20 protein-coding genes are annotated in these 23,195 nt (G+C 62.8%); 11 read left to right on the top strand and 9 right to left on the bottom strand.

From position 1 onward, the window contains the following. Positions 1-472 precede the first annotated feature (472 nt). Both IEX16_RS18060 and IEX16_RS18055 read right to left on the bottom strand, forming a co-directional pair. A complete protein-coding gene (locus IEX16_RS18060; protein WP_188709872.1) occupies positions 473-3,547 on the bottom strand; it encodes an FAD-binding and (Fe-S)-binding domain-containing protein in 3,075 nt (1,024 codons plus the stop codon). Beyond that, the gene (locus IEX16_RS18055) at positions 3,544-4,239 is read right to left on the bottom strand and encodes a GntR family transcriptional regulator (protein WP_188709871.1); all 696 of its coding nucleotides are present in this window, start codon (positions 4,237-4,239) and stop codon (positions 3,544-3,546) included. The genes IEX16_RS18060 and IEX16_RS18055 overlap by 4 nt, the downstream gene beginning before the upstream one ends. Before the next feature lie 115 nt (positions 4,240-4,354). Here IEX16_RS18055 and IEX16_RS18050 point away from each other — a divergent pair, with 115 nt between their 5' ends. The 5 genes from IEX16_RS18050 (at position 4,355) to IEX16_RS18030 (ending at position 9,892) form a co-directional block, all read left to right on the top strand. Beyond that, positions 4,355-5,575 carry a pyridoxal-phosphate-dependent aminotransferase family protein gene (locus tag IEX16_RS18050; RefSeq protein ID WP_188709870.1) on the top strand — a complete coding sequence of 407 codons (1,221 nt, stop codon included), beginning with the start codon at positions 4,355-4,357 and terminating at the stop codon, positions 5,573-5,575. Positions 5,576-5,623: 48 nt separating this feature from the next. Then, entirely contained in the window at positions 5,624-6,592 is a 969-nt protein-coding gene (locus IEX16_RS18045) for a Bug family tripartite tricarboxylate transporter substrate binding protein (protein ID WP_188709869.1), read from the top strand. Beyond that, positions 6,589-7,806, top strand: coding sequence for a CaiB/BaiF CoA transferase family protein (locus IEX16_RS18040; RefSeq protein ID WP_229676420.1), 1,218 nt, complete (start codon positions 6,589-6,591; stop codon positions 7,804-7,806). Before IEX16_RS18045 ends, IEX16_RS18040 begins: the two co-directional genes overlap by 4 nt. Beyond that, complete coding sequence (locus IEX16_RS18035) at positions 7,803-8,591, top strand: enoyl-CoA hydratase/isomerase family protein (RefSeq protein WP_188709868.1); 789 nt, start codon at positions 7,803-7,805, stop codon at positions 8,589-8,591. The genes IEX16_RS18040 and IEX16_RS18035 overlap by 4 nt, the downstream gene beginning before the upstream one ends. A gap of 170 nt (positions 8,592-8,761) precedes the next feature. After that, positions 8,762-9,892: an ABC transporter substrate-binding protein gene (locus tag IEX16_RS18030; protein ID WP_188709867.1), complete on the top strand. Its 1,131-nt coding sequence runs from the start codon at positions 8,762-8,764 to the stop codon at positions 9,890-9,892. 27 nt (positions 9,893-9,919) lie between these two features. Here IEX16_RS18030 and IEX16_RS18025 read toward each other — a convergent pair whose 3' ends face one another. Then, positions 9,920-10,810: a LysR family transcriptional regulator gene (locus IEX16_RS18025; protein WP_188709866.1), complete on the bottom strand. Its 891-nt coding sequence runs from the start codon at positions 10,808-10,810 to the stop codon at positions 9,920-9,922. 179 nt (positions 10,811-10,989) lie between these two features. Here IEX16_RS18025 and IEX16_RS18020 point away from each other — a divergent pair, with 179 nt between their 5' ends. The 6 genes from IEX16_RS18020 (at position 10,990) to IEX16_RS17995 (ending at position 18,559) form a co-directional block, all read left to right on the top strand. Further along, on the top strand, positions 10,990-11,871 hold the full coding sequence (locus IEX16_RS18020; RefSeq protein ID WP_188709865.1) for an HTD2 family dehydratase: 882 nt from the start codon (positions 10,990-10,992) through the stop codon (positions 11,869-11,871). A 144-nt stretch (positions 11,872-12,015) separates the two neighbouring features. After that, complete coding sequence (locus IEX16_RS18015; RefSeq protein ID WP_188709864.1) at positions 12,016-13,185, top strand: acyl-CoA dehydrogenase family protein; 1,170 nt, start codon at positions 12,016-12,018, stop codon at positions 13,183-13,185. A gap of 664 nt (positions 13,186-13,849) precedes the next feature. Further along, positions 13,850-15,040, top strand: a complete 1,191-nt coding sequence (locus IEX16_RS18010) for a CaiB/BaiF CoA transferase family protein (protein ID WP_188709863.1) — start codon at positions 13,850-13,852, stop codon at positions 15,038-15,040. Positions 15,041-15,241: 201 nt separating this feature from the next. Then, positions 15,242-16,606 (top strand): MmgE/PrpD family protein, encoded by a 1,365-nt coding sequence (locus tag IEX16_RS18005; RefSeq protein ID WP_188709862.1) that lies wholly within the window; start codon positions 15,242-15,244, stop codon positions 16,604-16,606. Further along, positions 16,603-17,448 (top strand): HpcH/HpaI aldolase/citrate lyase family protein, encoded by an 846-nt coding sequence (locus tag IEX16_RS18000; RefSeq protein ID WP_188709861.1) that lies wholly within the window; start codon positions 16,603-16,605, stop codon positions 17,446-17,448. Before IEX16_RS18005 ends, IEX16_RS18000 begins: the two co-directional genes overlap by 4 nt. Before the next feature lie 124 nt (positions 17,449-17,572). Beyond that, positions 17,573-18,559, top strand: a complete 987-nt coding sequence (locus IEX16_RS17995) for a tripartite tricarboxylate transporter substrate binding protein BugD (protein WP_188709860.1) — start codon at positions 17,573-17,575, stop codon at positions 18,557-18,559. Between the two features lie 544 nt (positions 18,560-19,103). Here IEX16_RS17995 and nth read toward each other — a convergent pair. The 6 genes from nth to IEX16_RS17965 form a co-directional block, all read right to left on the bottom strand. Beyond that, positions 19,104-19,745, bottom strand: a complete 642-nt coding sequence (nth, locus tag IEX16_RS17990) for an endonuclease III (RefSeq protein ID WP_188709859.1) — start codon at positions 19,743-19,745, stop codon at positions 19,104-19,106. Further along, the gene (locus IEX16_RS17985; RefSeq protein WP_188709858.1) at positions 19,742-21,070 is read right to left on the bottom strand and encodes a type II toxin-antitoxin system HipA family toxin; all 1,329 of its coding nucleotides are present in this window, start codon (positions 21,068-21,070) and stop codon (positions 19,742-19,744) included. Before IEX16_RS17985 ends, nth begins: the two co-directional genes overlap by 4 nt. 35 nt (positions 21,071-21,105) lie before the next feature. After that, the gene (locus IEX16_RS17980; RefSeq protein ID WP_188709857.1) at positions 21,106-21,354 is read right to left on the bottom strand and encodes a helix-turn-helix domain-containing protein; all 249 of its coding nucleotides are present in this window, start codon (positions 21,352-21,354) and stop codon (positions 21,106-21,108) included. 234 nt (positions 21,355-21,588) lie between these two features. Beyond that, entirely contained in the window at positions 21,589-21,999 is a 411-nt protein-coding gene (locus tag IEX16_RS17975) for a PaaI family thioesterase (RefSeq protein WP_188709856.1), read from the bottom strand. Then, the gene (locus IEX16_RS17970; protein ID WP_188709855.1) at positions 21,989-22,516 is read right to left on the bottom strand and encodes an SRPBCC family protein; all 528 of its coding nucleotides are present in this window, start codon (positions 22,514-22,516) and stop codon (positions 21,989-21,991) included. The genes IEX16_RS17975 and IEX16_RS17970 overlap by 11 nt, the downstream gene beginning before the upstream one ends. Before the next feature lie 37 nt (positions 22,517-22,553). Next, entirely contained in the window at positions 22,554-23,165 is a 612-nt protein-coding gene (locus IEX16_RS17965; protein ID WP_188709854.1) for a TetR/AcrR family transcriptional regulator, read from the bottom strand. Positions 23,166-23,195 lie beyond the last annotated feature (30 nt).

The following is a 23,195-nucleotide window of genomic DNA, read 5'->3' as shown; positions in this document are numbered from 1 at the left end:
TGCTCGCCGAAAACGGGGTCGAGCTCGAACTCGCTTCGCTCAGACAATCGCTCGCCCTGATCCGTTTTCGGCTGCGCTCCTCGGCCCAGCCCGACGGGTGGGGAGAGAAAACCAATATCCCAATACCGCGGACCCCATCCGGAGTCCTTGAAGCGCAAAGCGCTTCAAGGACGAGAATCCCAAGCGGCAGTCATGTTTGCACGCGAGCGCAGCGCACGCGGCCAAATGAGGTCCCCCTCCATCGCCCAGCGGGGCGAGGGAGGGGTTAGGGGTGGGAGTGGGGAGTGGCTCCTACAGTCCAATGTGAGCCGGGAACGTCGCGTAACGCCGCGACGGTTTGAACTTTCTCGCATGGGTTTACGAATCAAATCGGCCTCTAGCTCTTTTCCCGCAAACGCAAGCAGCTATCAAAAGAGAAGCAAACTGAAGGTTGCTGCGCTGCAGCCGGCCCTGCATGGTCGGGCCTGCTTCCTCAGGCGCCCAGTTGCCGCGCTATCAACACCGCCACATGCACCGCCTCGCGCTGCGCGCCGTCCCGGATCTGGTGTCGGCAACTGGTGCCGTCGGCAACCACGATGGCGTCGGGCTGTTTGCGCACCGCCGGCAACAGGCTCAGCTCGGCCATCTGCATCGACACCTCGTAGTGGCTGGCTTCATAACCGAAGCTGCCGGCCATGCCGCAGCAACTGGATTCGATCAGTTCGGGTTTTGCGCCGGGGATCAACTTAAGCACGTCGAGAATGGGGCTGACCGCGCCAAACGCCTTCTGATGACAATGTCCGTGCAGCAGGATGGCCTGATCCACCGGCTGCAGCTTTTTCTTCAATCCCTCGAGCTTGCCGGCCGTCGCCTCGCGCGCCAGAAACTCCTCGAACAGCAAAGCCTGGCCGCTGATGGTTTGCGCCGCTTCACCCAGGCCCATGACCAGCATCTCGTCGCGCATGGTCAGCAGGCAGGACGGTTCCAGGCCGACGATGGCGATGCCGCGTTCGGCGAAGGGCAGCAGGGTGTCCACCAGTTCGGTGGCCTTCGCCTTCGCTTCATCCACCATGCCGCTGGCCAGATAAGTGCGGCCGCAACACAGGCTTTTCCCATCCGCTTTCGTTTTTGCAGCGATGTGCACGGCGTAGCCGCCAGCTTGCAGCACCTTGACCGCCGAGCTTGCGTTGTCCGACTCGAAATAACCGTTGAAGGTGTCAACAAACAGCACCACCGGTTTGCTCGCGGCCAGAAGCTCTTCACGGGTGGCGGTTGCATGCAGGGTGTTGAAAAAGGTGCGGCTCTGCCATTGCGGCAGCGTGCGTTTGGCGGAAAAGCCGGTGAACTTTTCGCTAAGCGCGGCCAGTCCGGGAATTTTGTCGCGCAGGTTCAGCAGCGGCGCAAAGCGGCTGGCCCAGTGCGCATAGTCGGGCAGGCGCGCGACCAGCTTGTCTTTCAGCGTGTAGCCGTGTTTGGCCTTGTAGTGGTACAGAAACTCCACCTTCATTTTGGCCATGTCCACACCCGTCGGGCAGTCGCGCTTGCAGCCCTTGCAGCCCACGCACAGGTCCAGCGCTTCCCGCACCGGTTCGCTGGTGAAGGCGTCCTGCGCGTTGATGCCGTCAAGCTGGCCCGATAGCGCCAGCCGCAAGGTGTTGGCGCGGCCGCGTGTCAAATGTTTCTCATCGCGTGTGACGCGGTAGCTCGGGCACATGGTGCCGGCGTCGAACTTGCGGCAGTGGCCGTTGTTGTTGCACATCTCCACGGCCTTGGCAAATCCCTGGGCCGGGTCACCGCCGCTGCCGGGTGCGCTGGTCTGTTCGGTGGCTGGATTGTTCTGCACGTCCCAGGCGCGCCAGTCGAGCGAGGTTTGTATCGGGATGACCTGGTAGGCTGGCGGAAAACGCATCAACCGCGTGTCGTCCATCTTCGGCGGGTTGACCATGCGGCCGGGGCTCAGCAGGCCAGCCGGGTCCATGAACTGCTTGATCTTGGCAAAGGCTTCGTTGATCTGCGGACCGAACTGCCACGTTATCCACTCGCCGCGGCACAGGCCGTCGCCGTGTTCTCCGCTGTAGGCGCCCTTGAACTTGCGCACCAGCTCGGAAGCTTCCTCGGCAATCGCGCGCATCTTGGGCGCGCCCTCACGTCGCATGTCCAGAATCGGCCGCACATGCAGTGTGCCGACCGAGGCGTGGGCATACCAGGTGCCCTTGCTGCCGTATTTTCTGAACACCTCGGTGAGCGCATCCGTGTATTCGGCCAGGTGCTCAAGTGGTACCGCGCAGTCCTCAATGAAACTGACAGGCTTGCCGTCGCCCTTGAGGCTCATCATGATGTTGAGGCCGGCCTTGCGCACCTCCCACAGATTTTTCTGTGGCGCGTCGTCCGTCATTTCGACCACCGAATCGGGCAGCAGCAAATCGCCCATGAGTTCGCCCAGGCGTTTGAGGTGGGGCAGCAAGTCCGCCTTGCTCGCGCCCGAAAACTCGACCAGCAAAATCGCCGCAGGCTGGCCGATCAGCGCGCTGCGTATGGTCGGTGCAAACGCCGGGTTTTGGAGCGACAGATCAATCATGGTGCGGTCCACCAGCTCCACCGCCGTCAGCGTGCCGTCACCGATCTTTACGATGTACTGGGCCGCGTCCATCGCGCGGTAAAAGGTCGGGAAGTTTACCACGCCGAGCACCTTGGCTTTGGGCAGTTCGGCCAGTTGCAGGGTCAGTGATTTGGTCAGGGCCAAGGTACCTTCGCTGCCGATCAGCAGGTGCGACAGGTTGACCGATCCGTCGGTCGTGTACGGCCGCTCGCTGCGCGGATCGAAAATGTCCAGGTTGTAGCCGCCAACACGCCGCATCACGGTGGGCCAGCGCTGGTGGATCGCCGGTTGCAGCTCTTCGGCCAGCGTGCGCACATAGGCGCCCAGCTCGCGCGCCTTGCCGCTGCTGCCGGACCAGGTGCCGAGTTGCAGCAGGTGGCCATCGGAGGTCCAGGCCTCGGCGCCCAGCACGTTGTGCACCATGTTGCCGTAGGCGATGCTGCGGCTGCCGCAGGAGTTGTTGCCAGCCATGCCGCCCAGTGTGGCCTGTGCTGCGGTGGAGACATCGACCGGGTACCACAGGCCGTGTTTTTTCAAGGCCGCGTTCAGGTGGTCGAGCACGATGCCGGGCTCGACCACGGCGGTGCGCTTGTCCACATCCACGTCCACGATGTTGCGCATGTGTTTGGCATGGTCAATGACCAGCCCGGTGCCGACAGTCTGGCCGCACTGGCTGGTGCCGCCACCGCGCGGAACGATCGGCACGCCCATGTCGCGGCAGATGTCCAGCGCAGTCTTCACGTCGGGCGCGCCGGTCGGCACAAACACGCCGGCCGGCATCACCTGGTAAATCGAGGCATCGGTGGCGTAGCGACCGCGGTCGGCACTTGAGAACAGCACTTCGCCGCAGGTTTCGGCGGCTAGCCGCGCCGCCAGCTTGCCGGCGACTTCGTTGCTGACGCGTGCCACCTGCTCGTAGGCTTGCGCCGCCGTTTCACGCGTCACTTTCAGGGGCAGCGGGGCGTTCATGCCTTGGCCTGCGCCATGGCTGCGCTGTTGGCCGTACGCACTTGTTCGATCACCACCCCGAGTTTGTTGTTGAGGTGGCTGCCAAGCACGGTGCGCATGGCCTGCGGGTCGCGTGCGCTCAGCGCCTGCACCATCAGCTCATGTTCCTCGACGGCGGCCTTCCATTTTTCGCCGTCCTGGTTGGAGCGAAAGCGCAAGGCCTGGAGCCGGGCATTGACCTGGTTGTAGGTGGCGGTCAACACCGGGTTCTTTGCCGCGGCATTGATGGCGCGGTGGATCGCCGAGTTGAGCTGGTAATAGGCGGGCAGGTCGCGCCGCGTGTAAGCCGCCAGCATTTCGTAATGCATGGCCTTGATCTCGTCGAGCTCCGCTTCGGTGATGCGCTCGGCGGCCAGCGCGCCCGACTGGGCTTCCAGCCCGGACATCACCTCGAAGGTGTTGAGGATGTCGGCTTCGGTCAGCTCCACGGCGATCGCGCCACGATTCGGCAGCAATTCGACCAGGCCCTCGGCCGCCAGCATCTTGATGGCTTCACGCAGCGGCGTGCGCGAGACATTGAGGATCTCGCTGAGTTCGCGTTCATTGAGCTTGGCGCCCGGCGCGATGCGGTTTTCGACCAGCATCTGGCGCAGGCGATGCGCCACCTGTTCATGCAGGGCGGCACGGGGGATGGGGATGATGTCTGCGCTCATATGTAAATTTTGTATGCAAAAAACACTCAAGTCAAACCCTATATTTGGCTTAAAAAGGTTGACAAATGAATTTTGTATGCAAAAAATGGGTTCTTCTTCACGGAGTATCCGATTTATGTTGACGCTTGACTTTCACCCCACCGGCCGCCATTTCCTGCAGATCCCCGGCCCGTCCCCTGTGCCAGACCGCATCCTGCGCGCCATGAGCTTGCCGACCATCGACCACCGCGGTCCCGAGTTCGCCGCGCTCGGTCTGAAGGTGCTGGCCGACATCAAGAAAATCTTCAAGACCAAACAGTCGGTGATGATTTACCCGGCCTCTGGCACCGGCGCCTGGGAAGCGGCGCTGGTCAACACCCTGAGCGCCGGCGACCACGTGCTGATGTATGAGACCGGTCACTTCGCCGCGTTGTGGCAAAAACTCGCCGCGCGCGTCGGTCTCAAGACCGAGGTCATGAGCGACCCCGGCGCCGAAGTCTGGCGCCACGGCGTGCGGGCCGACCTGATCGAGGAGCGACTCAAGGCCGACAGCCAGCACAGCATCAAGGCTGTCTGTGTGGTGCACAACGAGACCTCGACCGGCGTGACCAGCAACATCGCCGCCGTGCGCAAGGCCATCAATGCTGCGAAACATCCGGCGCTGCTGCTGGTGGACACCATCTCCGGCCTGGCGTCGGCCGACTACAAACATGATGAGTGGGGCGTGGACGTCAGCATCAGCGGCTCGCAAAAAGGCCTGATGCTTCCGCCCGGCATCAGCTTCAATGCGGTCTCAAGCAAAGCGCTGGAAGCCAGCAAGAACGCCAAACTCCCCAAGGCCTTCTGGGCCTGGGATGAAATCATCGAGATGAACAAGACCGGCTATTGGCCGTCGACGCCCAACACCAATTTGCTTTATGGCCTCAACGAAGCTTGCGATATGTTGCTCGAACACGGGCTGGACGTTGTGTTTGCGCGGCATCAGCGCTGGGCCGAAGGCGTGCGCGCTGCGGTCCGGGCCTGGGGCCTGCAGATCCAGTGCGCCGACGCTGCCGTGTACTCACCCATTCTGACCGGCGTGATGACGCCCGAGGGCGTGGATGCCGATGCGGTGCGCAAGATCATTTACGAGCGTTTCGATTGCTCGCTGGGCACCGGCCTGGGCAAGGTCAAGGGCAAGATGTTCCGCATCGGACACCTCGGTGACTGCAACGACCTGACCCTGATGGCCGCGCTGTCAGGCTGCGAGATGGGCCTCAAGCTCGCCGGCGTCAAGCTGGCCGGTTCGGGCGTACAGGCCGCGATGGACCATTTTTCCAGCCATTCCGCTGTGATGCCCCTGCGCAAGGCAGCCTGAGCCCCGTTTCTTTCTGACGATTTCAAAAACAACCCACTGGAGACAACCATGCAACGCAGAACCCTTGTGACCGCTGGCGCCGCCGCACTGGCCTTTCCTTCACTGATCCTCGCGCAAAATCTGCCCACTGGGCCGGTGCGCATCATCGTCGGCTTCGCGCCGGGTGGCGGCACCGACATCCTGGCCCGCGTTATCGGCCAGAAGCTCGGTGAGATGTGGAAGACCCAGGTCATCGTCGAGAACCGGGCCGGCGCTTCGGGCACCATCGCCGCCGACTACGTGGCCAAGCAGCCCGGCGACGGCGCCACGCTGCTGATGGCCCACATCAACAGCCAGGCCATCACACCGGCGCTGCAGAAGGTGAACTACGACGCAGCCAAGGACTTCCAGCCGGTGGTGCTGGTCGGCGTCACGCCCAATCTGCTGATCTGCAATGAGAACCAGCCCGCCAAAAACGTCAAGGACCTGGTCGAACTGTGCCGCGCCAATCCCGGCAAGATCAGCTTCGGTTCCGCTGGCACCGGCAGCGCGCAGCACCTCGCGCTGGAGATGTTCATGCTGGCCGCCAAGGTCAAGGCCATTCATGTGCCGTACAAGGGCTCGGGCCCGATGCTGACCGACCTGATAGGCGGCACCATCCAGTACAGCTTCGACACCATGACGGCGGCCACACCGCATGTCAAAAGCGGCAAGGCCATTGCCCTGGCGCAGACGCGCCAGCAGCGCGTGCCCGCCTACGCCAACGTACCGACCATGGCCGAATCCGGCTTTCCCGGCTTCGAGGCGACCACCTGGTACGGGCTGGCCGGTCCCGCGAAAATGCCGCTGGCCATGGCCAAACGCATGAACGAAGACATCAACAAGGTCATGCAGATGCCCGATGTGATGGAAAGGCTGGCGGCTTCGGGCGCGCAGGACGGCGGAGGCTCGACCGAGAAATTCGGCGACTTCATGGCTGCCGAGCAGATCAAGTGGGCCAAGATCATCAAGGACGGCGGCGTGAAAGGCGACGCGTGACCCAGCAAGTTCCCACAAGACCACTCCCCCTGACCGGTGTCCGTGTGCTGGACATCAGTCAGGTCATGGCAGGCCCTTACGCCTGCATGTTGCTCGCTGACATGGGCGCCGACGTCATCAAGATCGAGCCCCCCGGCAGTGGTGATCAGACGCGCGGCGCCATGGGTTTCAAGATGAAGGGGCCGGATTCGCTGGGCTTTCTGAACATGAACCGCAACAAACGCAGCGTCGCGCTCAACCTCAAGTCCGAGGCCGGCCGGGCTTTGCTGCTGCGGATGGCGAAAGACGCCGACATCCTGCTGGAGAACTACCGACCCGGCGCGATGAAGCGGCTGGGCCTGGGCTACGACGTACTGAAAGAAGTCAACCCGCGCCTGGTCTACACCAGCATCTCGGGCTTCGGCCAGACCGGTCCCTGGTCTGACCGGCCCGGCTTCGATCTGATGGCGCAGGCCATGTCCGGCGTGATGAGTGTCACCGGTTATCCCGGTGGTCCCCCGGTCAAGGCTGGCGTTCCAGTGGCAGACATCGGCTGCGCGTTGTTTGCGGTGTATGCCACCCTGTCTGCTTACATTGGCGCCAGGAGCAGCGGCCAGGGCCAGCATGTGGATGCCTCGCTGTTCGACTCGGCACTGGCTTTTTCGGTCTGGGACATCTGCGACTACTGGGGCACTGGCAAGGCGCCCGAGCCATTGGGCACCTCGAACAAGATGACCGCGCCTTATCAGGCGATGGCTTGCTCCGACGGCTATTTCGTGATGGGCGCGAACAACCAGAAGCTCTGGTTGCAGTTGTGCAAATTGATGGGCCGCGAGGAGCTGCTCGTCGACGAGCGCTTTTCCACCATCTCGCTGCGTCTGGCAAACCGGCACGCGCTGGAAGTGGAGTTGGAGAAAAGTTTTCGTCTCCAACCCAAGGATTATTGGGTCAGTACCTTTCTCGAAGCCGGTATTCCCGCCGGCCCGATCCTGACTTATCCCGAAGCCTTTGACAGCGAGCACGCGAAGGCGCGCGAGATGCGCATGGAGATCGACCATCCGGTCGAAGGCAAGGTGCCCAACATCGGCTTCGCGGTCAAGATGTCGGGCACACCGCAGCAAGTGACGCGCCATCCGCCACGACTGGGCGAACACACGGCCGAGGTGTTGACCGAAATGGGCATCAGCGCAGAAGAGCAAGTGGCACTCAGCGAGCAGGGGGCTTTCGCAGCATGAGCGAAGCCCATACACAAGGCAGCGTGCACCTGAACATCGCCGCCGGTGTGGCATCGGTGGTGTTTGACCGCCCGACCGCGCGTAACGCCATGACCTGGGCCATGTACGAGCGGCTCAACCAGATATGTGAGCAACTCAAGGTTGACTCCTCGGTGCGCGTCGTGAGTTTTCGCGGCGCCGGTGGCCAGGCCTTTGTTGCCGGGACGGACATTGAGCAGTTCACCCGCTTCAGCAGCGGTGAGGACGGTGTCGCTTACGAAAAACAAATCGACCAGTGCATCGCCAGGCTGGAGTCGCTGCCTATGCCCACGGTCGCCGTGATCGAAGGCTGGGCCATAGGCGGCGGCCTGGCAATTGCCACGGCCTGTGACTTCCGCATCGCCACGGCGGGTTCGCGCTTCGGCGTGCCGATTGCCAAAACCTTGGGCAACTGCCTGTCGGTGGCCAACCTGGCGCGCCTCGTCGCGGTGTTCGGCGCGCCGCGTGTCAAACGTATGTTGATGTTGGCCGAAGTGCTGAGCGCCGATGAGGCGCTGGCCTGCGGCTTCCTGCTGCAGACAGTCGAACCCGGCGATATCGATGGGCAACTGGGCAAACTGTGTGACCGCCTGAGCGCGCTGGCGCCCGTGACGCAAAGCGTCAGCAAGGAAGGCCTGCGCCGTCTGGTGAGCGCTAGCCTGCCACCGGACGAAGACCTGATTCGCCAGTGTTACGGCAGTGCCGATTTTCACGAAGGTGTGGCGGCCTTTGTCGAAAAAAGAAGTCCTGTCTGGAGCGGCCGCTGAGATTGGCAGCGGCCGTGTGTGGCGCTTTGCGCACGCTGCGGTGCCGCTTGTCGCCCACGCTGTGACACCCGTCGCAGCGTGCCTGCGCGGCGATCCATTTTGCCGACCCGTGCACTACCATTCAAATCTTGTTCCTGGACGTAGCCAGGTTTTTTTGATTGATGAAATTCATGCTTGCTGCCAAAAAATCTCCTCTTTCCGTTCTCTCCCCCCTGTGCCTGTCGCTCCTGTTTTTTGCGGGCGCCGGCCATGCGCAAAAAGCCTGGGTGGTCGGTCAGTCGGCTCCCTTGAGCGGCGGCAACGCCAGTTTCGGACGTGACATCCAGGATGGCGCCCAGGCCTACTTCAAATCAGTGAACGCCAAGGGGGGTGTCGGTGGCCTGCCGATTGAGCTGGTCTCGCTCGACGACAAGAACGACAGGAAACTGGCCGGTGCCAACACCCAGAAACTGCTGGAAACAAATGACGCGGTAGCCCTGTTCGGCTTTGCGTCGGCCACGCTGAGCCTGGACGCCATGCCTCAGGCCGAAAAAGCCGGCGTCCTGTTTTTTGCGCCGTTTTCAGGTGCCAACCCTGTGCGCAAGGCCAGCCCGGTGGTGTTCACCCTGCGCGCGTCCTACGGCGACGAGCTGGAAAAAATGCTGGCGTTCTGGACTGGCCTGGGTATCAAGCAGGTGGTGGTGGTGCATTACGACGACGAGGTTGGCAAGCAAAACCTGGCCGTGGTCACCGACTATCTGGCCAAGCAGGACAAGAAGCCCGCAGCCTTTGCCCTGCAACGGAACACCAAGGTGAGCGAGGCGCAAGTCAGCCAGTTGCTCAAGCTCAAGCCCGACGTGATCATCAATACTGTGTTGTCCGGCCCTGCATCCGAGATCAGCAAGCAGATCGTCGCTCAGGGCAAGTTCATCCCGACCTCCAGCCTGTCCTTCGTGGGTGCGCAGCAATACATCGAGGCGGCGGCTGAAGCCGGTGCCGGTGTGTCCATCTCGCAGGTCGTTCCCAATGCGTCCTCATCGCTGCCGGTCGTCAAGGAATGCGCCAAAGCCCTGAAAGATGCCGGCGTGAGCCAGGCCATGAACAGCACCCACCTTGAGTCCTGCATAGGCGCCAAGGTGCTGACCGAGGCGATGCGCCGCAGCAAAAAACCGGGCGATGCCAAGGCGCTGCTTGCGGCCATGGGCTCCCTGGGCAGTTATGACACCGGCGGTTTCACCGTGACCTACACGGCCAACCAGCACCATGGCAGCAAGTATGTCGAGCTGGGCATGGTCACGCGCGACGGGAAGCTGCGCAACTAAAAGACAGCAACCGGTACGCGGCGCGCTTCAACGGTAGTGCGCGCACAGCGTCTCGATCAGTGACTCTGCATAAAGGGGCAGGGCGCTGCGCTTGCGCACCAGGATATAACGCTCGCGCACGCTCCATGGGTCGGTCAACTCGATCAGTGTGATGCTCATGGCGGCTTGGTTGCGCTGCGCGGCCGACTCCGGGACGATGCCCACCCCCACTCCTGCGCCTATCATGCGGCACATCGCGTCAAAGCTCGAGAGCTGGATGCGCAGTTTGAGCGGCTTGCCCAGTGCATCGGTCACCTGCGCCAGAAAGGTCTGTAGCGTGCTGCCTGATTGCATGCCCACCTGATCGTCGTCCAGGGTTTCGGCAAAGGCAATTTTTTTTCGGCGCGCAAAGCGGTGATTTTTTGCGGTGGCCAGCACCAGCCGGTCGGTGCTGAAGTGGATGGACTCCAGTCCCAGCGTATCCACCTTGCCTGCAACGATGCCGATGTCGGCCCGGCCGTCGAGCACGCCGCGTGCGATTTCCGGGTTGGGTTTTTCCTGCAGGTCAATGTTGATTTTCGGGTTTCCCGCCAGAAAGCCGGGCAGAATTTCCGGCAAAAAATCCGTTACTGCGGTGGTGTTGGCAAACACGCGCAAATGGCCGCGCAGCCCGCCGCCGTACTCCTGCAGGTCGGTGCGCATTTGCTCGGCCTGCCGCAACACGCCGCGCGCGTGGTACAAAAAAGCCTCGCCCGGCGGTGTCAGCCGCACGCCGCGGGCCTCGCGGTAGAACAGGCTCAGGCCGGACTGGGTTTCCAGCGACTTGATGCGGGCGCTGGCTGCGGCCAGCGACAGGTGCTGGCGTTGGGCCGCCCTCGTCATGTTGCCTTCGTCGGCCGTTGATACAAAAAGCCGCAGGTCGGTCAAGTCGAATTGCATACCTCGATGTTATCCCCAAGCTGCCAAGTCTTCGTAATGGACTAAGCCTGCACCACAGCTTTTGCAAGGAAAATTGGGTAATTGTGAAAAGTATCGCTGTTGAGGCTTCGGAAATTCAGAAGTCTTGCTGTTGAATTTGCAGATTGCATTTGCCGGCCTCTCGCGAGACCATAGTAGTCATGACTTCTGACATTCGAACCGTGGACGCCGCCATGCTGGCCAAGCTGCAGGGCTGGGTTGGCAAGACCGAAACGCTCAGCGACAGCGTCACCGCCGCACCGGTGCGGGCCTTGTCCGCCACCTTGGACCGCGACGACGCCGACCCCGCACTTGGCACGTCCCTGCCCGAGCTCTGGCACTGGCTGTATTTCCTGCCGATGGCGCGCCAGTCGGGCCTGGGCCCCGATGGCCATCCTGAACGCGGTGGTTTTTTGCCGCCTGTGCCGCTGCCGCGCCGCATGTGGGCTGGCGGGCGCCTGCAGTGGCACCAGCAGGAGCTGCAGGTCGGCGCCGCCATCACGCGCACTTCCCGCATCGAGTCGGTCACGCACAAGTCCGGGCGCAGCGGCGACCTGGTGTTTGTGCTGGTCAAGCACGAGGTGAAAAGTGCCCAGGGCCTGGCGCTGACGGAAGAACACGACATCGTCTACCGCGCCAACCCACAGCCCGGCGATGCGGTGCCACCGCCGCAGCCGGCAGCCCAAAACGCTGCTTGGAGTCGCCAGGTCGTGCCCGACGACGTGTTGCTGTTCCGTTATTCCGCGCTGACCTTCAATGGCCACCGCATTCACTATGACCGCAAGTACGTGACCGAGGTCGAGGGATACCCCGGTCTGATCGTGCACGGGCCGCTGATCGCGACCCTGCTTGCCGACCTGCTGCGCCGCAACATGCCCAGTGCGCGCCTGCTGAAGTTCGAGTTCCGTGCGGTACGGCCGGTGTTCGATCTCTGGCCTTTCAAGCTACACGGGCTCCCGTCGACCGACGGCAAGACTGTCAACCTGTGGACCGAGGACCACGAAGGCTGGCTGACCATGCAGGCCACGGCCACGCTGGCTTGACGATGACCGGAGCCACTCCATTTGTCATGGCGGGCCTGACCCGCAATCCATGCAGGCAAACCAGCGCAGGTGGCCAGTGAGACATGTATCCCGGATCGAGTCCGGGATGACGCCGATTTCAAAAGTTATTTAAAGAAGCCCTTTATGAAAAAACAGATCCCCGCCCCCGACGCCTACCAGGACATGCGCGAGGCCCTGCGCGGCATGCTGGCGTCGTTCGACTCCGCCTACTGGCAAAAAGTTGACCATGAGCGCGGCTACCCGGAGACCTTTGTCAACGCGCTGACCGAAGCCGGTTGGCTGGCGGCATTGATCCCTGCGGAGTACGGCGGCTCTGGCCTGGGCCTGGCCGAGGCTTCGGTCATCATGGAAGAGATCAACTTCGCCGGGGGCAACGCTGGCGCCTGCCACGGCCAGATGTACAACATGGGCACCTTGCTGCGCCATGGCTCGGACGCGCAGAAAAAACTCTACTTGCCGAAGATCGCCACCGGCGAGTTGCGCCTGCAATCCATGGCCGTGACCGAGCCGACCACTGGCACCGACACCACCCAGCTCAAGACCACCGCGGTGAAGAAGGGCGACAAATACATCGTCAACGGCCAGAAGGTCTGGATTTCGCGTATCCAGCATTCCGATCTGATGATACTGCTGGCCCGCACCACGCCGCTGGCCGAGGTCAAGAAGAAGTCCGAGGGTATGTCCATCTTCATCGTGAACCTCAAGGACGCGATAGGTAAAGGCATGGCGGTGCAGCCGATCGCCAACATGGTGAACCACGAAACCAATGAAGTTTTCTTCGACAACCTGGAAATTCCGGCAGAAAACCTGATCGGCGAAGAGGGCAAGGGTTTCAAATACATCCTCGACGGCCTGAACGCTGAGCGCACGCTGATCGCCGCCGAATGTATTGGCGACGCCTACTGGTTTGTCGACAAGGCGCGGCGCTACGCGAGCGACCGCGTGGTCTTCAACCGCCCCATCGGCCAGAACCAGGGCGTGCAGTTCCCGATGGCCGATGCGTACATCGAAACCGAAGCCGCCAACCTGATGCGCTTCAAGGCCTGCGAGCTGTTCGACGCCGGCAAGCCCTGCGGCGCTGAAGCCAACATGGCGAAATACCTGGCCGCCAAGGCCTCGTGGGAGGCAGCCAATATGTGTTTGCAGACGCATGGGGGGTTCGGATTTGCCTGTGAATATGACGTGGAACGCAAGTTCCGTGAAACACGGCTGTACCAGGTGGCACCGATTTCCACCAACCTCATTTACTCTTATGTGGCGGAGCATTTGCTCGGCTTGCCGCGGTCGTTTTGAACGGACCGACCGTGGGTGAAGAGATGAACGCGTTTCTCTTTCAGGCTTCTTTGGTTTGCCAGCGGCTGTTGGCCGGGGGTTGCCCGGCAGCAACTCACTTTCTTTTGCGTCGCCAAAAGAAAGTAAGCAAAGAAAAGGCGACCCTGCTGTCTGCGTCCCTGCGCTTCGCTACGGGCAACCTGCGGTGCTCGGTCCAGCCGGGGTCGAGCTCGAACTCGCCTTTGGCTCAAACAATCGCTCGCCCTGATCCGTCTGGCCCTGCGCTCCTCGGCGCATACAGAAGGGTGGTGAGGAAGGGAACGGGATCGGGCTCCGGCGAGGACGCGCAAAGCGCATCCTCGCCTCCCCGAGTCCGTATTTGCATTCTTTCCCCCCACCCGTCGGGCCGGGCCGAGGAGCGCAGCCGAAAACGGATCAGGGCGAGCGATTGTCTGAGCGTAGCGAGTTCGAGCTCGACCCCGTTTTCGGCGAGCACCGCAGGTTGCCCCGAAGCGCAGCGCAGGGGACCCGGACCATCGGGTCGCCTTTTCTTTTGCTTACTTTTCTTTTGGCGACGCAAAAGAAAAGTGAGTTGCCGCCGGGCAACCCCCGGCTTGCCTCGCAAACCAAATGCTTTCAACATCAACGCCGCGGCTGTAACGAGCCGGAGTTCGAGGGACACCCCATGACCCAACAAACACGACCCCTTGACGGCATCACCGTCATCTCCCTCGAACACGCCATCGCTGCTCCTTTCTGCACTCGCCAGCTCGCCGATCTGGGCGCGCGTGTCATCAAGGTCGAGCGGCCAGGTGTCGGCGACTTTGCGCGGGCCTATGACCAGCGCGTGGACGGCATGGCCTCGCACTTCGTCTGGGTCAACCGCTCCAAAGAGAGTCTGACGCTGGACCTGAAACAACCGGCCGCACTGGCCGTGCTCAAACAGTTGCTGGAAACGGCTGATGTGCTGGTGCAGAACCTCGCGCCCGGCGCGGCGGCGCGCATGGGTCTGGGTTTTGACGAACTCAGCAAGACGCTGCCGAAACTGATTGTGTGCGACATCTCGGGTTACGGCGACGACGGCCCCTACCGCGACAAAAAAGCCTACGACCTGCTGATCCAGAGCGAGGCCGGTTTCCTGTCGGTGACGGGCACGCCGGAAGACCCGAGCAAGGCCGGCAACTCGATTGCCGACATCGCCGCTGGCATGTACGCCTATTCCAGCGTGCTGGCGGCGCTGCTGCAGCGCGGCAAGACCGGCAAGGGCTCGCACATTGATGTGTCCATGCTGGAGTCGCTGGCCGAGTGGATGGGTTACCCCATGTATTACGCCTATGGCGACGCCACGCCGCCGCCGCGCAGCGCCGCTTCGCATGCGACGATTTATCCCTACGGACCATTCACGGCCGGTGACGGCGGCACCGTCATGCTGGGACTGCAGAACGAGCGCGAGTGGCGGGTGTTCTGCGAGGTGGTGCTGGCCCAGCCGGCGCTGGCGACCGATTCGCGCTTTGACAGCAACTTCCGCCGCAACGAACACCGCGAGGCGCTCAAAGCCATCATCCTGCACGCTTTTGGCCGCATGAGCACAGAGCAGGTCAGCAGCAAGCTCGATGAGGCGCAGATCGCCAATGCCCGCATGAACGACATGGCCGGTCTCTGGGCGCACCCGCAACTCAAGGCGCGCGGGCGCTGGCGCGATGTCACCACACCGGTCGGCGCCATTCCGGCATTGCTGCCGCCCGGCCGCATCAGCAGCTTCGACTACCGAATGGACCCGATTCCCGCGGTCGGTCAGCACACCCAGGCCATCCTGCGCGAGCTGGGTCAGGGTGAGAGTGCCATAACCGCGCTGCAGGACGCGGGCGCTATTTAATTGATAGCTGAAATCGCTTTACGCACAAGGGCTGGAGCCACATTTGATGCATAACTCTGCCTTGTATGTCATTGCGGACCTGATTCGCAATCCATGCCACGTTTACCCGCGACGGTGCTGATGACGCATGGATCCCGGATCGAGTCCGGGATGACAAGCCTGAGGCCAGCGCCTGATTTTGAAAGAGTTTGAGGAATATCCATGAATACAAGCCCCACCGCCCAGCTCGCCGCCTTCGCCGCCGGCCTGCGCTTCGACGACATTCCCACGCCGGTGATTCGCAAGACCGAAGACTTGCTGGTGGACTGGTTCGGCTCGGCGATTGCCGGCAAGGGTTCGCGCCCGGTCGAGACCCTCACAAAGTTCGCCGCCAGCATGGGCCCCAGCGATGGTGCTGCCGAGGTGCTGATTGACCGCAGCCGCAGCAGCGCCTACTTTGCCGCCATGGCCAACGCCGCTGCCTCCCATGTCGCCGAACAGGACGACGTGCACAACGGTTCGGTGTTCCATCCGGCCACCGTCGTGTTTCCGGCAGCGCTGGCGATGGCGCAAACCCTGGGCAGCAGCGGCCAGCAACTGCTGACCGCCGCAGTGGCGGGTTATGAAGTCGGCATCCGTGTCGGCGAGTTCCTGGGGCGTTCGCACTACAAGGTCTTCCACACCACCGGCACCGCAGGCACGCTGGCCGCGGCGGCGGCCGCCGGCAGCCTGCTCGGTTTGAACGCTGCGCAGATGCAGCACGCTTTCGGTTCGGCCGGCACCCAGTCGGCCGGGCTGTGGGAGTTTTTGCGCACCGCTGCCGACTCCAAACAATTGCACACGGCACACGCCGCCGCCGCCGGCCTGATGTCGGCCTGCCTCGCGCGCGACGGTTTCACTGGCGCTGCGCAGATTCTCGAAGGCCCGCAGGGCATGGCCGCCGGCATGTCCAGCGACGCCGACCCTGCCAAGCTGACCGACGGCCTGGGCACACGCTGGGCCACAGTCGAGACTTCTTTCAAGTACCACGCCTCCTGCCGCCACACGCACCCGGCGGCCGACGCGTTGCTGCAGGTGATGCAGGTCAACCAGCTCACACCCGCCGACCTGGAACGCGTGGTCACGCATGTGCACCAGGGCGCGATCGACGTGCTGGGCCCGGTCGTCAACCCGGCCACCGTGCACCAGAGCAAGTTCTCCATGGGCACGGTGCTCGGTCTGGTGGCGCGTTTCGGCCACGCCGGGCTGGTGGAGTTCGACCAACATTTTCAGGATGACCTGACTGTGGCGCTGCGCGACAAGGTCGTGATGGAACTCGACGCCGAGGTTGATGCCGCCTACCCGCGCCGCTGGATTGGCAAGGTCACGGTCACCACCACCGACGGCCGCACGCTGCAGGGCAGGGTGGACGAACCCAAGGGCGACCCCGGCAACACCCTGAGCCGCGACGAGATCACCGCCAAGGCGCACCGCCTGGCCGCCTTCAGTGGTGGTGCGAGCGAGGCCGAGATGGCGCGCGCCATCAAGGCACTGTGGGCCATCGCGCAGAGTCCCAGGATCGGGCCGCTGCTGGCAGGTGCCGCATGACAGGCATCGCGTCGGCGCGCACCTTCCTGTTTGTGCCGGCGAACCGGCCCGAGCGTTATGCCAAGGCGCTGGCGTCGGGCGCCGGCGCCGTGATCATCGATCTGGAAGACGCCGTCGCGCCAGACGCCAAGGTGGCCGCCCGCCAGCAACTGACCGATGGATTCAACGCCCTGCCTGCCACCGAGCGGTCGCGCGTGCTGGTGCGCATCAACGCCGCCGGCACACCCTGGCATGCGGACGACCTGGCGCTGGTGGAGATGTTGGCCATGCTGGGCCTGGGCGGCGTCGTACTTCCCAAGGCCGAGTCGGTGGCCGATCTGGTGCAGCTCGCGGCCATGGTTGGCCCCGGCTGCGCGGTGTTGCCCCTGATCGAGTCGGCCGCCGGTTTCGCTGCCCTCGATCTACTGGCTACCTGCCCCGGCGTCACACGTCTGGTGTTTGGCAACCTGGATTTCCAGGCCGACCTTGGCATGGCCTGCGGGCCCGACGAGGCCGAGCTGCAGCCGGTGCGCTTGGGCCTGGTACTGGCCTCACGCCGCGCCGGCCTGCCTGCGCCTGTCGACGGTGTGACACCCGCCACCGGCGACACCGCGCAATTGCAGCAGGACGCCGCGCGCAGTCGGCGCAGCGGCTTCGGCGCCAGGCTGTGCATTCACCCGTCGCAAGTGGCCGTAGTGCAGGCGGCGCTTGCGCCGACAAAGGCTGAGCGCGATTGGGCCCAACGTGTCATTGAAGGCAGCCGGCAGGCCGGTGGGGCCGTTTTCACGATCGACGGCCGGATGGTCGATACGCCGGTGCTGCGGCTGGCCGAGCGCACGCTGGCTGATGAAACTGGCAAATGAAAGCGGCAAATGAATCTGACATCCGCGTCGTGGCAAATACCGCAGCACGGGTATGTTTGGATAGCTTCGCGGCGCAAGCCGTCCGATAATTTTTTTGAACAATCCATTACCAACGGAGACAAGCATGAAACTTAAACTCAAAACCCTTTTGCTGGCCTGCAGCGCAGCGCTTACCCTGGGTGCGGGCACCCAGGCGCACAGCCAGGCTTTTCCCGACAAGCCGGTGGCGCTGGTCGTGCCGTTTGCCGCCGGCGGCCCGACCGACGTGGTCGCCCGCATGATCGCCATACCCATGGGCAAGGCGCTGGGCCAGACTGTGCTGGTAGAAAACACCGTGGGTGCAGGCGGCACCATTGCCGCCACCCGCGTGGCGCGCGCCACCCCCAACGGCTACACCATCTTCATCCACCATATGGGCATGGCCACCGCACCGGCGCTCTACAAAAAACTGACCTTCGATCCGCTGAAAGACTTCGAGTACATCGGCCAGGTGGTTGATGTGCCGATGACGCTGCTGGCGCGCAAGGACTTTCCTGCTGCCAATTTTTCGGAGCTGCAGACCTACCTCAAGGCCAATGCCAGCAAGGTCTCGCTGGCCAACGCCGGCCTGGGCGCGGTCTCGCACCTGTGTGGGCTTCTGTTCATGAGCCAGATGGGTGTGGAGCTCAACACTATTCCCTACAAGGGCACCGGCCCGGCGATGAACGACCTGCTCGGCGGCCAGGTGGATCTGCTGTGCGACCAGACCACGCAGACCGTGCCGCTGATAAAGGACGGCCGCGTGAAGGTCTACGGTGTCACTTCGCTGAACCGCCTGTCGGCGCTGCCCAATGTGCCCACGCTCAACGAGCAGGGCCTCAAGGGCTTCGAGGTCAAGGTCTGGCACGGCATGTACGCGCCAAAGGGCACACCGGCCCCGGTGCTTGAAAAGCTCAACGCCGCACTGAAGGTCGCCATGCAGGACCCGATGGTCAAGCAGCGCCTGGCCGATTTGAGCTCCGACATTCCGCCCATGGACAAGATTTCCGCAGCCGGCCTGAAGACGCATCTGGAAGCCGAGATCATCAAGTGGGGCCCGGTCATCAAGAAAGCCGGCGTTTACGCCGACTGAGTGTTTTCTTAAGGAAAATAGGCCTGTAGCCCATACCGGATGGGCGCAGGCAGCTATCAATACAGTAGCGGATCTGGCTGCATGCCATCCCTGTGGTCATCCCGGACTCGATCCGGGATCCACGCGACATGAACCACCGCCGCGGGGACGCAACCTGGATTGCGGGTCAGGCCCGCAATGACAGCAGGGGCCGTGGCGCACGAGTTCGCCACCCGGACCCCGGACTTTGTCATCCCGGACTCGATCCGGGATCCATGCGGCATGAACCACCGCGCGTGCATGCAAGCTGGATTGCGGGTCAGGCCCGCAATGACAGCAGGGGGCCGTGGCGCACGAGTTCGCCACCCCGGACCCCGGAGTTTGTCATCCCGGACTCGATCCGAGATCCATGTGGCATGAACCACCGCGCGTGCATGCAAGCTGGATTGCGGGTCAGGCCCGCAATGACAAGCGGGGAAAAGGGCGTACCAGAATTGTCATCCGCATCCCGAACTTGTCATCCCGGGCTCGACCCGGGATTCATGCCGCGACCACGGGCGGTGCCTCACGCAGGCAAAGGCGTCTTCGGCCTGAAGTCGCAGTACGGCGCCACCGCGCATTGCCAGCACATCGGCTTGCGCGCCACACACACATAACGTCCGTGCAGGATGAGCCAGTGGTGCGCGTCCACCAGGTATTCGGGCGGGATGCGCTTGAGTAGCTTGAGCTCAACTTCCAGCGGCGTCTTGCCTGGCGCCAGGCCGGTCCGGTTGCCGAGGCGAAAGATGTGCGTGTCTACCGCCATCGTCGCTTCACCAAAGGCGGAGTTCAGCACCACGTTGGCGGTCTTGCGGCCGACGCCGGGTAATGCCTCCAGCGCTTCCCGGCTGCGCGGCACCACGCTGCCATGTTGCTCCACCAGCATGCGGCAGGCTTCCATCAGGTGTTTGGCCTTGCTGCGGTACAGGCCGATGGTCTTGATATAAGCCTCCAGCCCCTCGATGCCAAGGTCCAGGATTTTCTGCGGCGTGTTGGCGACCGAAAACAGCTTGCGCGTGGCCTTGTTCACACTCACGTCGGTGGCCTGCGCGCTCAGCAGCACCGCAGCCAGCAGCTCGAACACGCTGGTGTATTCGAGCTCGGTCACGGGCAGCGGGTTGGCGGCTTTCAGGGTGGCAAAGAAGGAGGCAATCGACTCTGTTTTCATGGGAGCTCTGAAATGAATTGCTCGGCTTGCGCAAGCATGCCGGCGCGTATGGGTTTGAAAACCCGCTGCGGAAACCCCGGCGGCAGTTGCGCTGCAACCCGATCCAGCGCGTCAGGCACCTGAAGCACCAGCGCAACCATGTGGTCGAAAGCGTCAGGCACGCCGCTTTGCCGGGCCAGCAGTTGCCAGTGGCGGGTGCGGATCTCGTGCAGGTAGTAATGCGTGTTTTTGCTTCCTAAATTTGATCGAATAGCCATCCCCAGCTTGGCACGGCGCGGATGCACCTGGTTCGGCCCCGTGCCCATGATGGGCCAGACTGACAGCACGTCGTACAGCGGCGTCATGTGAAAACCGCCGCCGCGCTCCAGAAAGATTGAGAAGTTTTTGGCGTGCCCGTCTGTGGCGGCCATCAGCCAGAAGGCGAGCTGCGCTTTGACGAAGGTGAGGCGGTCTTCATTGGCGCGGTTGCTGATTTCAAGCTGGCGAAGAATGGCGCGTATGCCCGGTCCGCCTTCTGACTCGTACTTGCGCTCTCCGGACACGCCCAGCGCCTGGCAAAAATCTTCCTGCGGCAGGCGCGCCAGCCACTCATTGCCGGCTGGCGGGGTCTGGAGCGCCCGGTCGAAGCGCTCAACCACCAGCACCTTGCGCTTGCCAAATATCGCAGGCTCACATTTGGCCACGGGCATACCGAATGCCGCGAGCAAGCGGGCGCACAGCCATTCGTTTTCTACAGAGTCGCTCATGTCCGCCCGCATGTTGCCCACAAGGCCCAGCGGGAGCTTGAAGATATGCGTGGTGGGTGTAGCGCCCAGCGGTCGCCTCCAGTGGCCGGCATGCCAGAGCAGGGCGGTCTTTTCCTGGGCACCGGCAATCGAGATTCGAAAATCATCAGCTTCCAGCATGCCGATGACACGCCCTCCCGTGACTGCTGTATTGATGGCGTGTTCCACCCCGGCTTCGTCCAGGGGGGCGGACTCAATGCGGTCAAAACTCGTGGGCTCTTCGCCCAGGGGCAATAGCTGCACAGCGCCCACGCAATCCCTGCCAATGGCTGCCAGCAGGGCAAACGTATCGGTACTTCCGGTGGCAAATTTGTCGCGCAAGCGCCGCCGAATGGTGTCGCTGTCTGGCAGCAGATTGTCAAAAAAATGAAGAACCACATTGCCACGGTGTGGCACGTTGTTCGGCGTTAGGGGCAATGACAAAGACAGCGGTCGTGCAGCGGGAGATGCCGGCCAGGCATCGGCGTACTGGAAGCGATGCTCCCCGTCGATGAGTGACCATGTGCCCACGCGCTCTCCGTTGGTCCACACAGCCAGCATGCGATCCTGCGACTTGGTCCGCTGCCTGCGCTCTGTTACCACGTAGCCCCCGGCTCGGATACCCGATGTTTTGATGGCTCCTCGATCACCAGACGGTAGCCCATGGCTGTCACCATTCTGGAGATCTGGTCAAAGGCGGTCACTTCGGGCGCTGCTTCGATGCGCGCAATGCGCTTTTGAGTCACCCCAATCTTTTCCCCAAGCTGCGCTTGCGTGAGCCCGCTTGCCTGACGCATGGACCGCAAAATGGTACGCAACTGCTGGGGTGTGTCTACAGAGTACATGGCAATACGCCTTAAAAGTAGTTTTTTGAATTTACTCCTTTAAAGTAGTTAAGTCAAATTACGCCTTAAATGTAGTTAATGTCATTGCGGGCTTGACCCGCAATTTATGTCTCATCCATCCGCGGCAGTAACTGATGCAACATGGATCCCGGAACTGGTCCGGGATGACAGACCTTCTCTCTGCTTGTCATTGCGGACTTGATCCGCAATCCATGCCTCGCGGGCCTCCGGCCCTCACCCCGCCTTGCGAATTGTCCCCTGCGCCGCGGCGCACAGCGTACGCTCTTGCCCGCGCAGCATGAAAACATCGCAGCGGCACACCGCCTGCGTTTTGCCGCTGCCCACCACCGTGGCCACGGCCAGCAGGCGCTCGGCGTCCTTGGCCGGGCGCAGGTAGTTGATCTTGTATTCGGCTGTGACCGAGTCGCCCAGCACCGAGCCACCGGCAAAGGTCAGTGCGTTGTCGGCCAGGTAAGACAGAACCCCGCCATGCACAAAGCCGTGTTGCTGCAGCAGGCCGGGCACCACCGGCAGCGACAGCTCGACATGGCCCGGAGAAAACGCGTCTAGCTGCGCGCCCAGCAGCTTGCTGAAAGCCTGCTGGCCCAGCACCTGTTGCCCAAAGGCGAGGATGTCAGCGGGCATGCAGCCGCCATGGCAAAGCTTGCGGCACATGTCTGCCGCCGGCGGCCAGCCAGTGCAGCAGGCGCACGTGGGCAGGCCAGGGCACCGGCTTGGGCAGGTTGCCCAGCGCCACCTGCGCTTGCGACAGGGCGTCTTCCACGCAGGCGATATGCAGGTGCTTGACGGCCAGCGGCCAGGTCAGCAGGGCAGGGCCGCTGGCTGTCATTTCAATGCGGTGCTCCAGCACACAGTGCACGGGTGTGGCCTCCAGCACCTCAAAACCGTGCCAGCCATCAAAACCCTTGGGCGCGGTGAAGCGAAAGCGGATAGCCTGGCCGGGGGTATAGGCCTCCACAAAATAATGAATCGGCCCATGGCCACCGGCAGCGCCCACGCCCAGGGGCCGGTCAAACTTCATGCGCGGCCAGGCCTGGCCCGGCCACAGCGTGTCTGCGGGCGACGCCAGCGAATCAATCAGCGCACCCACCTTTTCCGGCGGGGCGTACAGCAGGCGTTGATGAACCTTGACCACTTTCATGAAACACTCCTTTTTGAAACTGTTGTTGCCCGGTTGCTCAGGCCGCAACTGCCATCCAGGCGCCATGCTCCAGCGCGGCGCGTATCTTGGGGGCCACGCCGGGTTTGGCCTGCGCCACCCAGTGCTGTGTCAGCGACAGCGCCGGCGAAAACACCAGCGCCATCCATACCGGGAAGGGCATGGCCCGCATGTCGCCGGCCTCCACCTGCTGGTCTATCCACTGCGCCAGCGCGGCAAACGCGTTCGCATTGACGGCGCCACGCTCTGTGCCTTCTGTCGTGCCACTTCCAACTCCACTTCCCATGCCATCTGCCATGCCATCCGTGCGCCGCAGCTTGTGCAGCAGGCGCGCTTGCGCCGGGTTCTGCAGCACCCATTGGATGTAGCCGCGTATCAGGCCCTTGACCCCCGCTTCAGCCGTGGCAGCGCCGGCAATTGGCAACAGCAGGGCCGCATGAAAGTCGCGCAGGGTGTGGGCATACAGCGCGTCGGCAAGCAGCGCCTTGGTAGGAAAGTGGTGGTACAGGCTGCCGTTGCTCACACCTGCCTCAATGCGCACCATGTCCATAGAGGCAGCGGCAAAGCCATGCGCCAGAAACACCCTGGTGGCGGCATCCAGCAGCTTGTCTTTGGTAGTGACGGGTTCCATGACTGGAGTATCACTCCAGAGTATTACTCC

Source organism: Polaromonas eurypsychrophila (assembly GCF_014641715.1).
Classification (GTDB): domain Bacteria; phylum Pseudomonadota; class Gammaproteobacteria; order Burkholderiales; family Burkholderiaceae_C; genus Polaromonas; species Polaromonas eurypsychrophila.
Note: the sequence above shows the minus strand (reverse complement) of the source record. Positions and strands in the feature narration are given on the sequence as shown.

What these genes read in the sequence shown, in the direction of transcription:
- IEX16_RS18050 (WP_188709870.1), top strand. Translation starts at nt 4,355, where the DNA reads ATGTTGACGCTTGACTTTCACCCCACCGGCCGCCATTTCCTGCAGATC.
- IEX16_RS18010 (WP_188709863.1), top strand. Translation starts at nt 13,850, where the DNA reads ATGACCCAACAAACACGACCCCTTGACGGCATCACCGTCATCTCCCTC.
- IEX16_RS17985 (WP_188709858.1), bottom strand. Translation starts at nt 21,070, where the DNA reads ATGCTGGCTGTGTGGACCAACGGAGAGCGCGTGGGCACATGGTCACTC.
- IEX16_RS17980 (WP_188709857.1), bottom strand. Translation starts at nt 21,354, where the DNA reads ATGTACTCTGTAGACACACCCCAGCAGTTGCGTACCATTTTGCGGTCC.
- IEX16_RS18005 (WP_188709862.1), top strand. Translation starts at nt 15,242, where the DNA reads ATGAATACAAGCCCCACCGCCCAGCTCGCCGCCTTCGCCGCCGGCCTG.
- IEX16_RS17965 (WP_188709854.1), bottom strand. Translation starts at nt 23,165, where the DNA reads ATGGAACCCGTCACTACCAAAGACAAGCTGCTGGATGCCGCCACCAGG.
- IEX16_RS18000 (WP_188709861.1), top strand. Translation starts at nt 16,603, where the DNA reads ATGACAGGCATCGCGTCGGCGCGCACCTTCCTGTTTGTGCCGGCGAAC.
- IEX16_RS18060 (WP_188709872.1), bottom strand. Translation starts at nt 3,547, where the DNA reads ATGAACGCCCCGCTGCCCCTGAAAGTGACGCGTGAAACGGCGGCGCAA.
- IEX16_RS18030 (WP_188709867.1), top strand. Translation starts at nt 8,762, where the DNA reads ATGCTTGCTGCCAAAAAATCTCCTCTTTCCGTTCTCTCCCCCCTGTGC.
- IEX16_RS18020 (WP_188709865.1), top strand. Translation starts at nt 10,990, where the DNA reads ATGACTTCTGACATTCGAACCGTGGACGCCGCCATGCTGGCCAAGCTG.
- IEX16_RS17970 (WP_188709855.1), bottom strand. Translation starts at nt 22,516, where the DNA reads ATGAAAGTGGTCAAGGTTCATCAACGCCTGCTGTACGCCCCGCCGGAA.
- IEX16_RS17975 (WP_188709856.1), bottom strand. Translation starts at nt 21,999, where the DNA reads ATGCCCGCTGACATCCTCGCCTTTGGGCAACAGGTGCTGGGCCAGCAG.
- IEX16_RS18015 (WP_188709864.1), top strand. Translation starts at nt 12,016, where the DNA reads ATGAAAAAACAGATCCCCGCCCCCGACGCCTACCAGGACATGCGCGAG.
- nth (WP_188709859.1), bottom strand. Translation starts at nt 19,745, where the DNA reads ATGAAAACAGAGTCGATTGCCTCCTTCTTTGCCACCCTGAAAGCCGCC.
- IEX16_RS18045 (WP_188709869.1), top strand. Translation starts at nt 5,624, where the DNA reads ATGCAACGCAGAACCCTTGTGACCGCTGGCGCCGCCGCACTGGCCTTT.
- IEX16_RS18025 (WP_188709866.1), bottom strand. Translation starts at nt 10,810, where the DNA reads ATGCAATTCGACTTGACCGACCTGCGGCTTTTTGTATCAACGGCCGAC.
- IEX16_RS18055 (WP_188709871.1), bottom strand. Translation starts at nt 4,239, where the DNA reads ATGAGCGCAGACATCATCCCCATCCCCCGTGCCGCCCTGCATGAACAG.
- IEX16_RS18035 (WP_188709868.1), top strand. Translation starts at nt 7,803, where the DNA reads ATGAGCGAAGCCCATACACAAGGCAGCGTGCACCTGAACATCGCCGCC.
- IEX16_RS17995 (WP_188709860.1), top strand. Translation starts at nt 17,573, where the DNA reads ATGAAACTTAAACTCAAAACCCTTTTGCTGGCCTGCAGCGCAGCGCTT.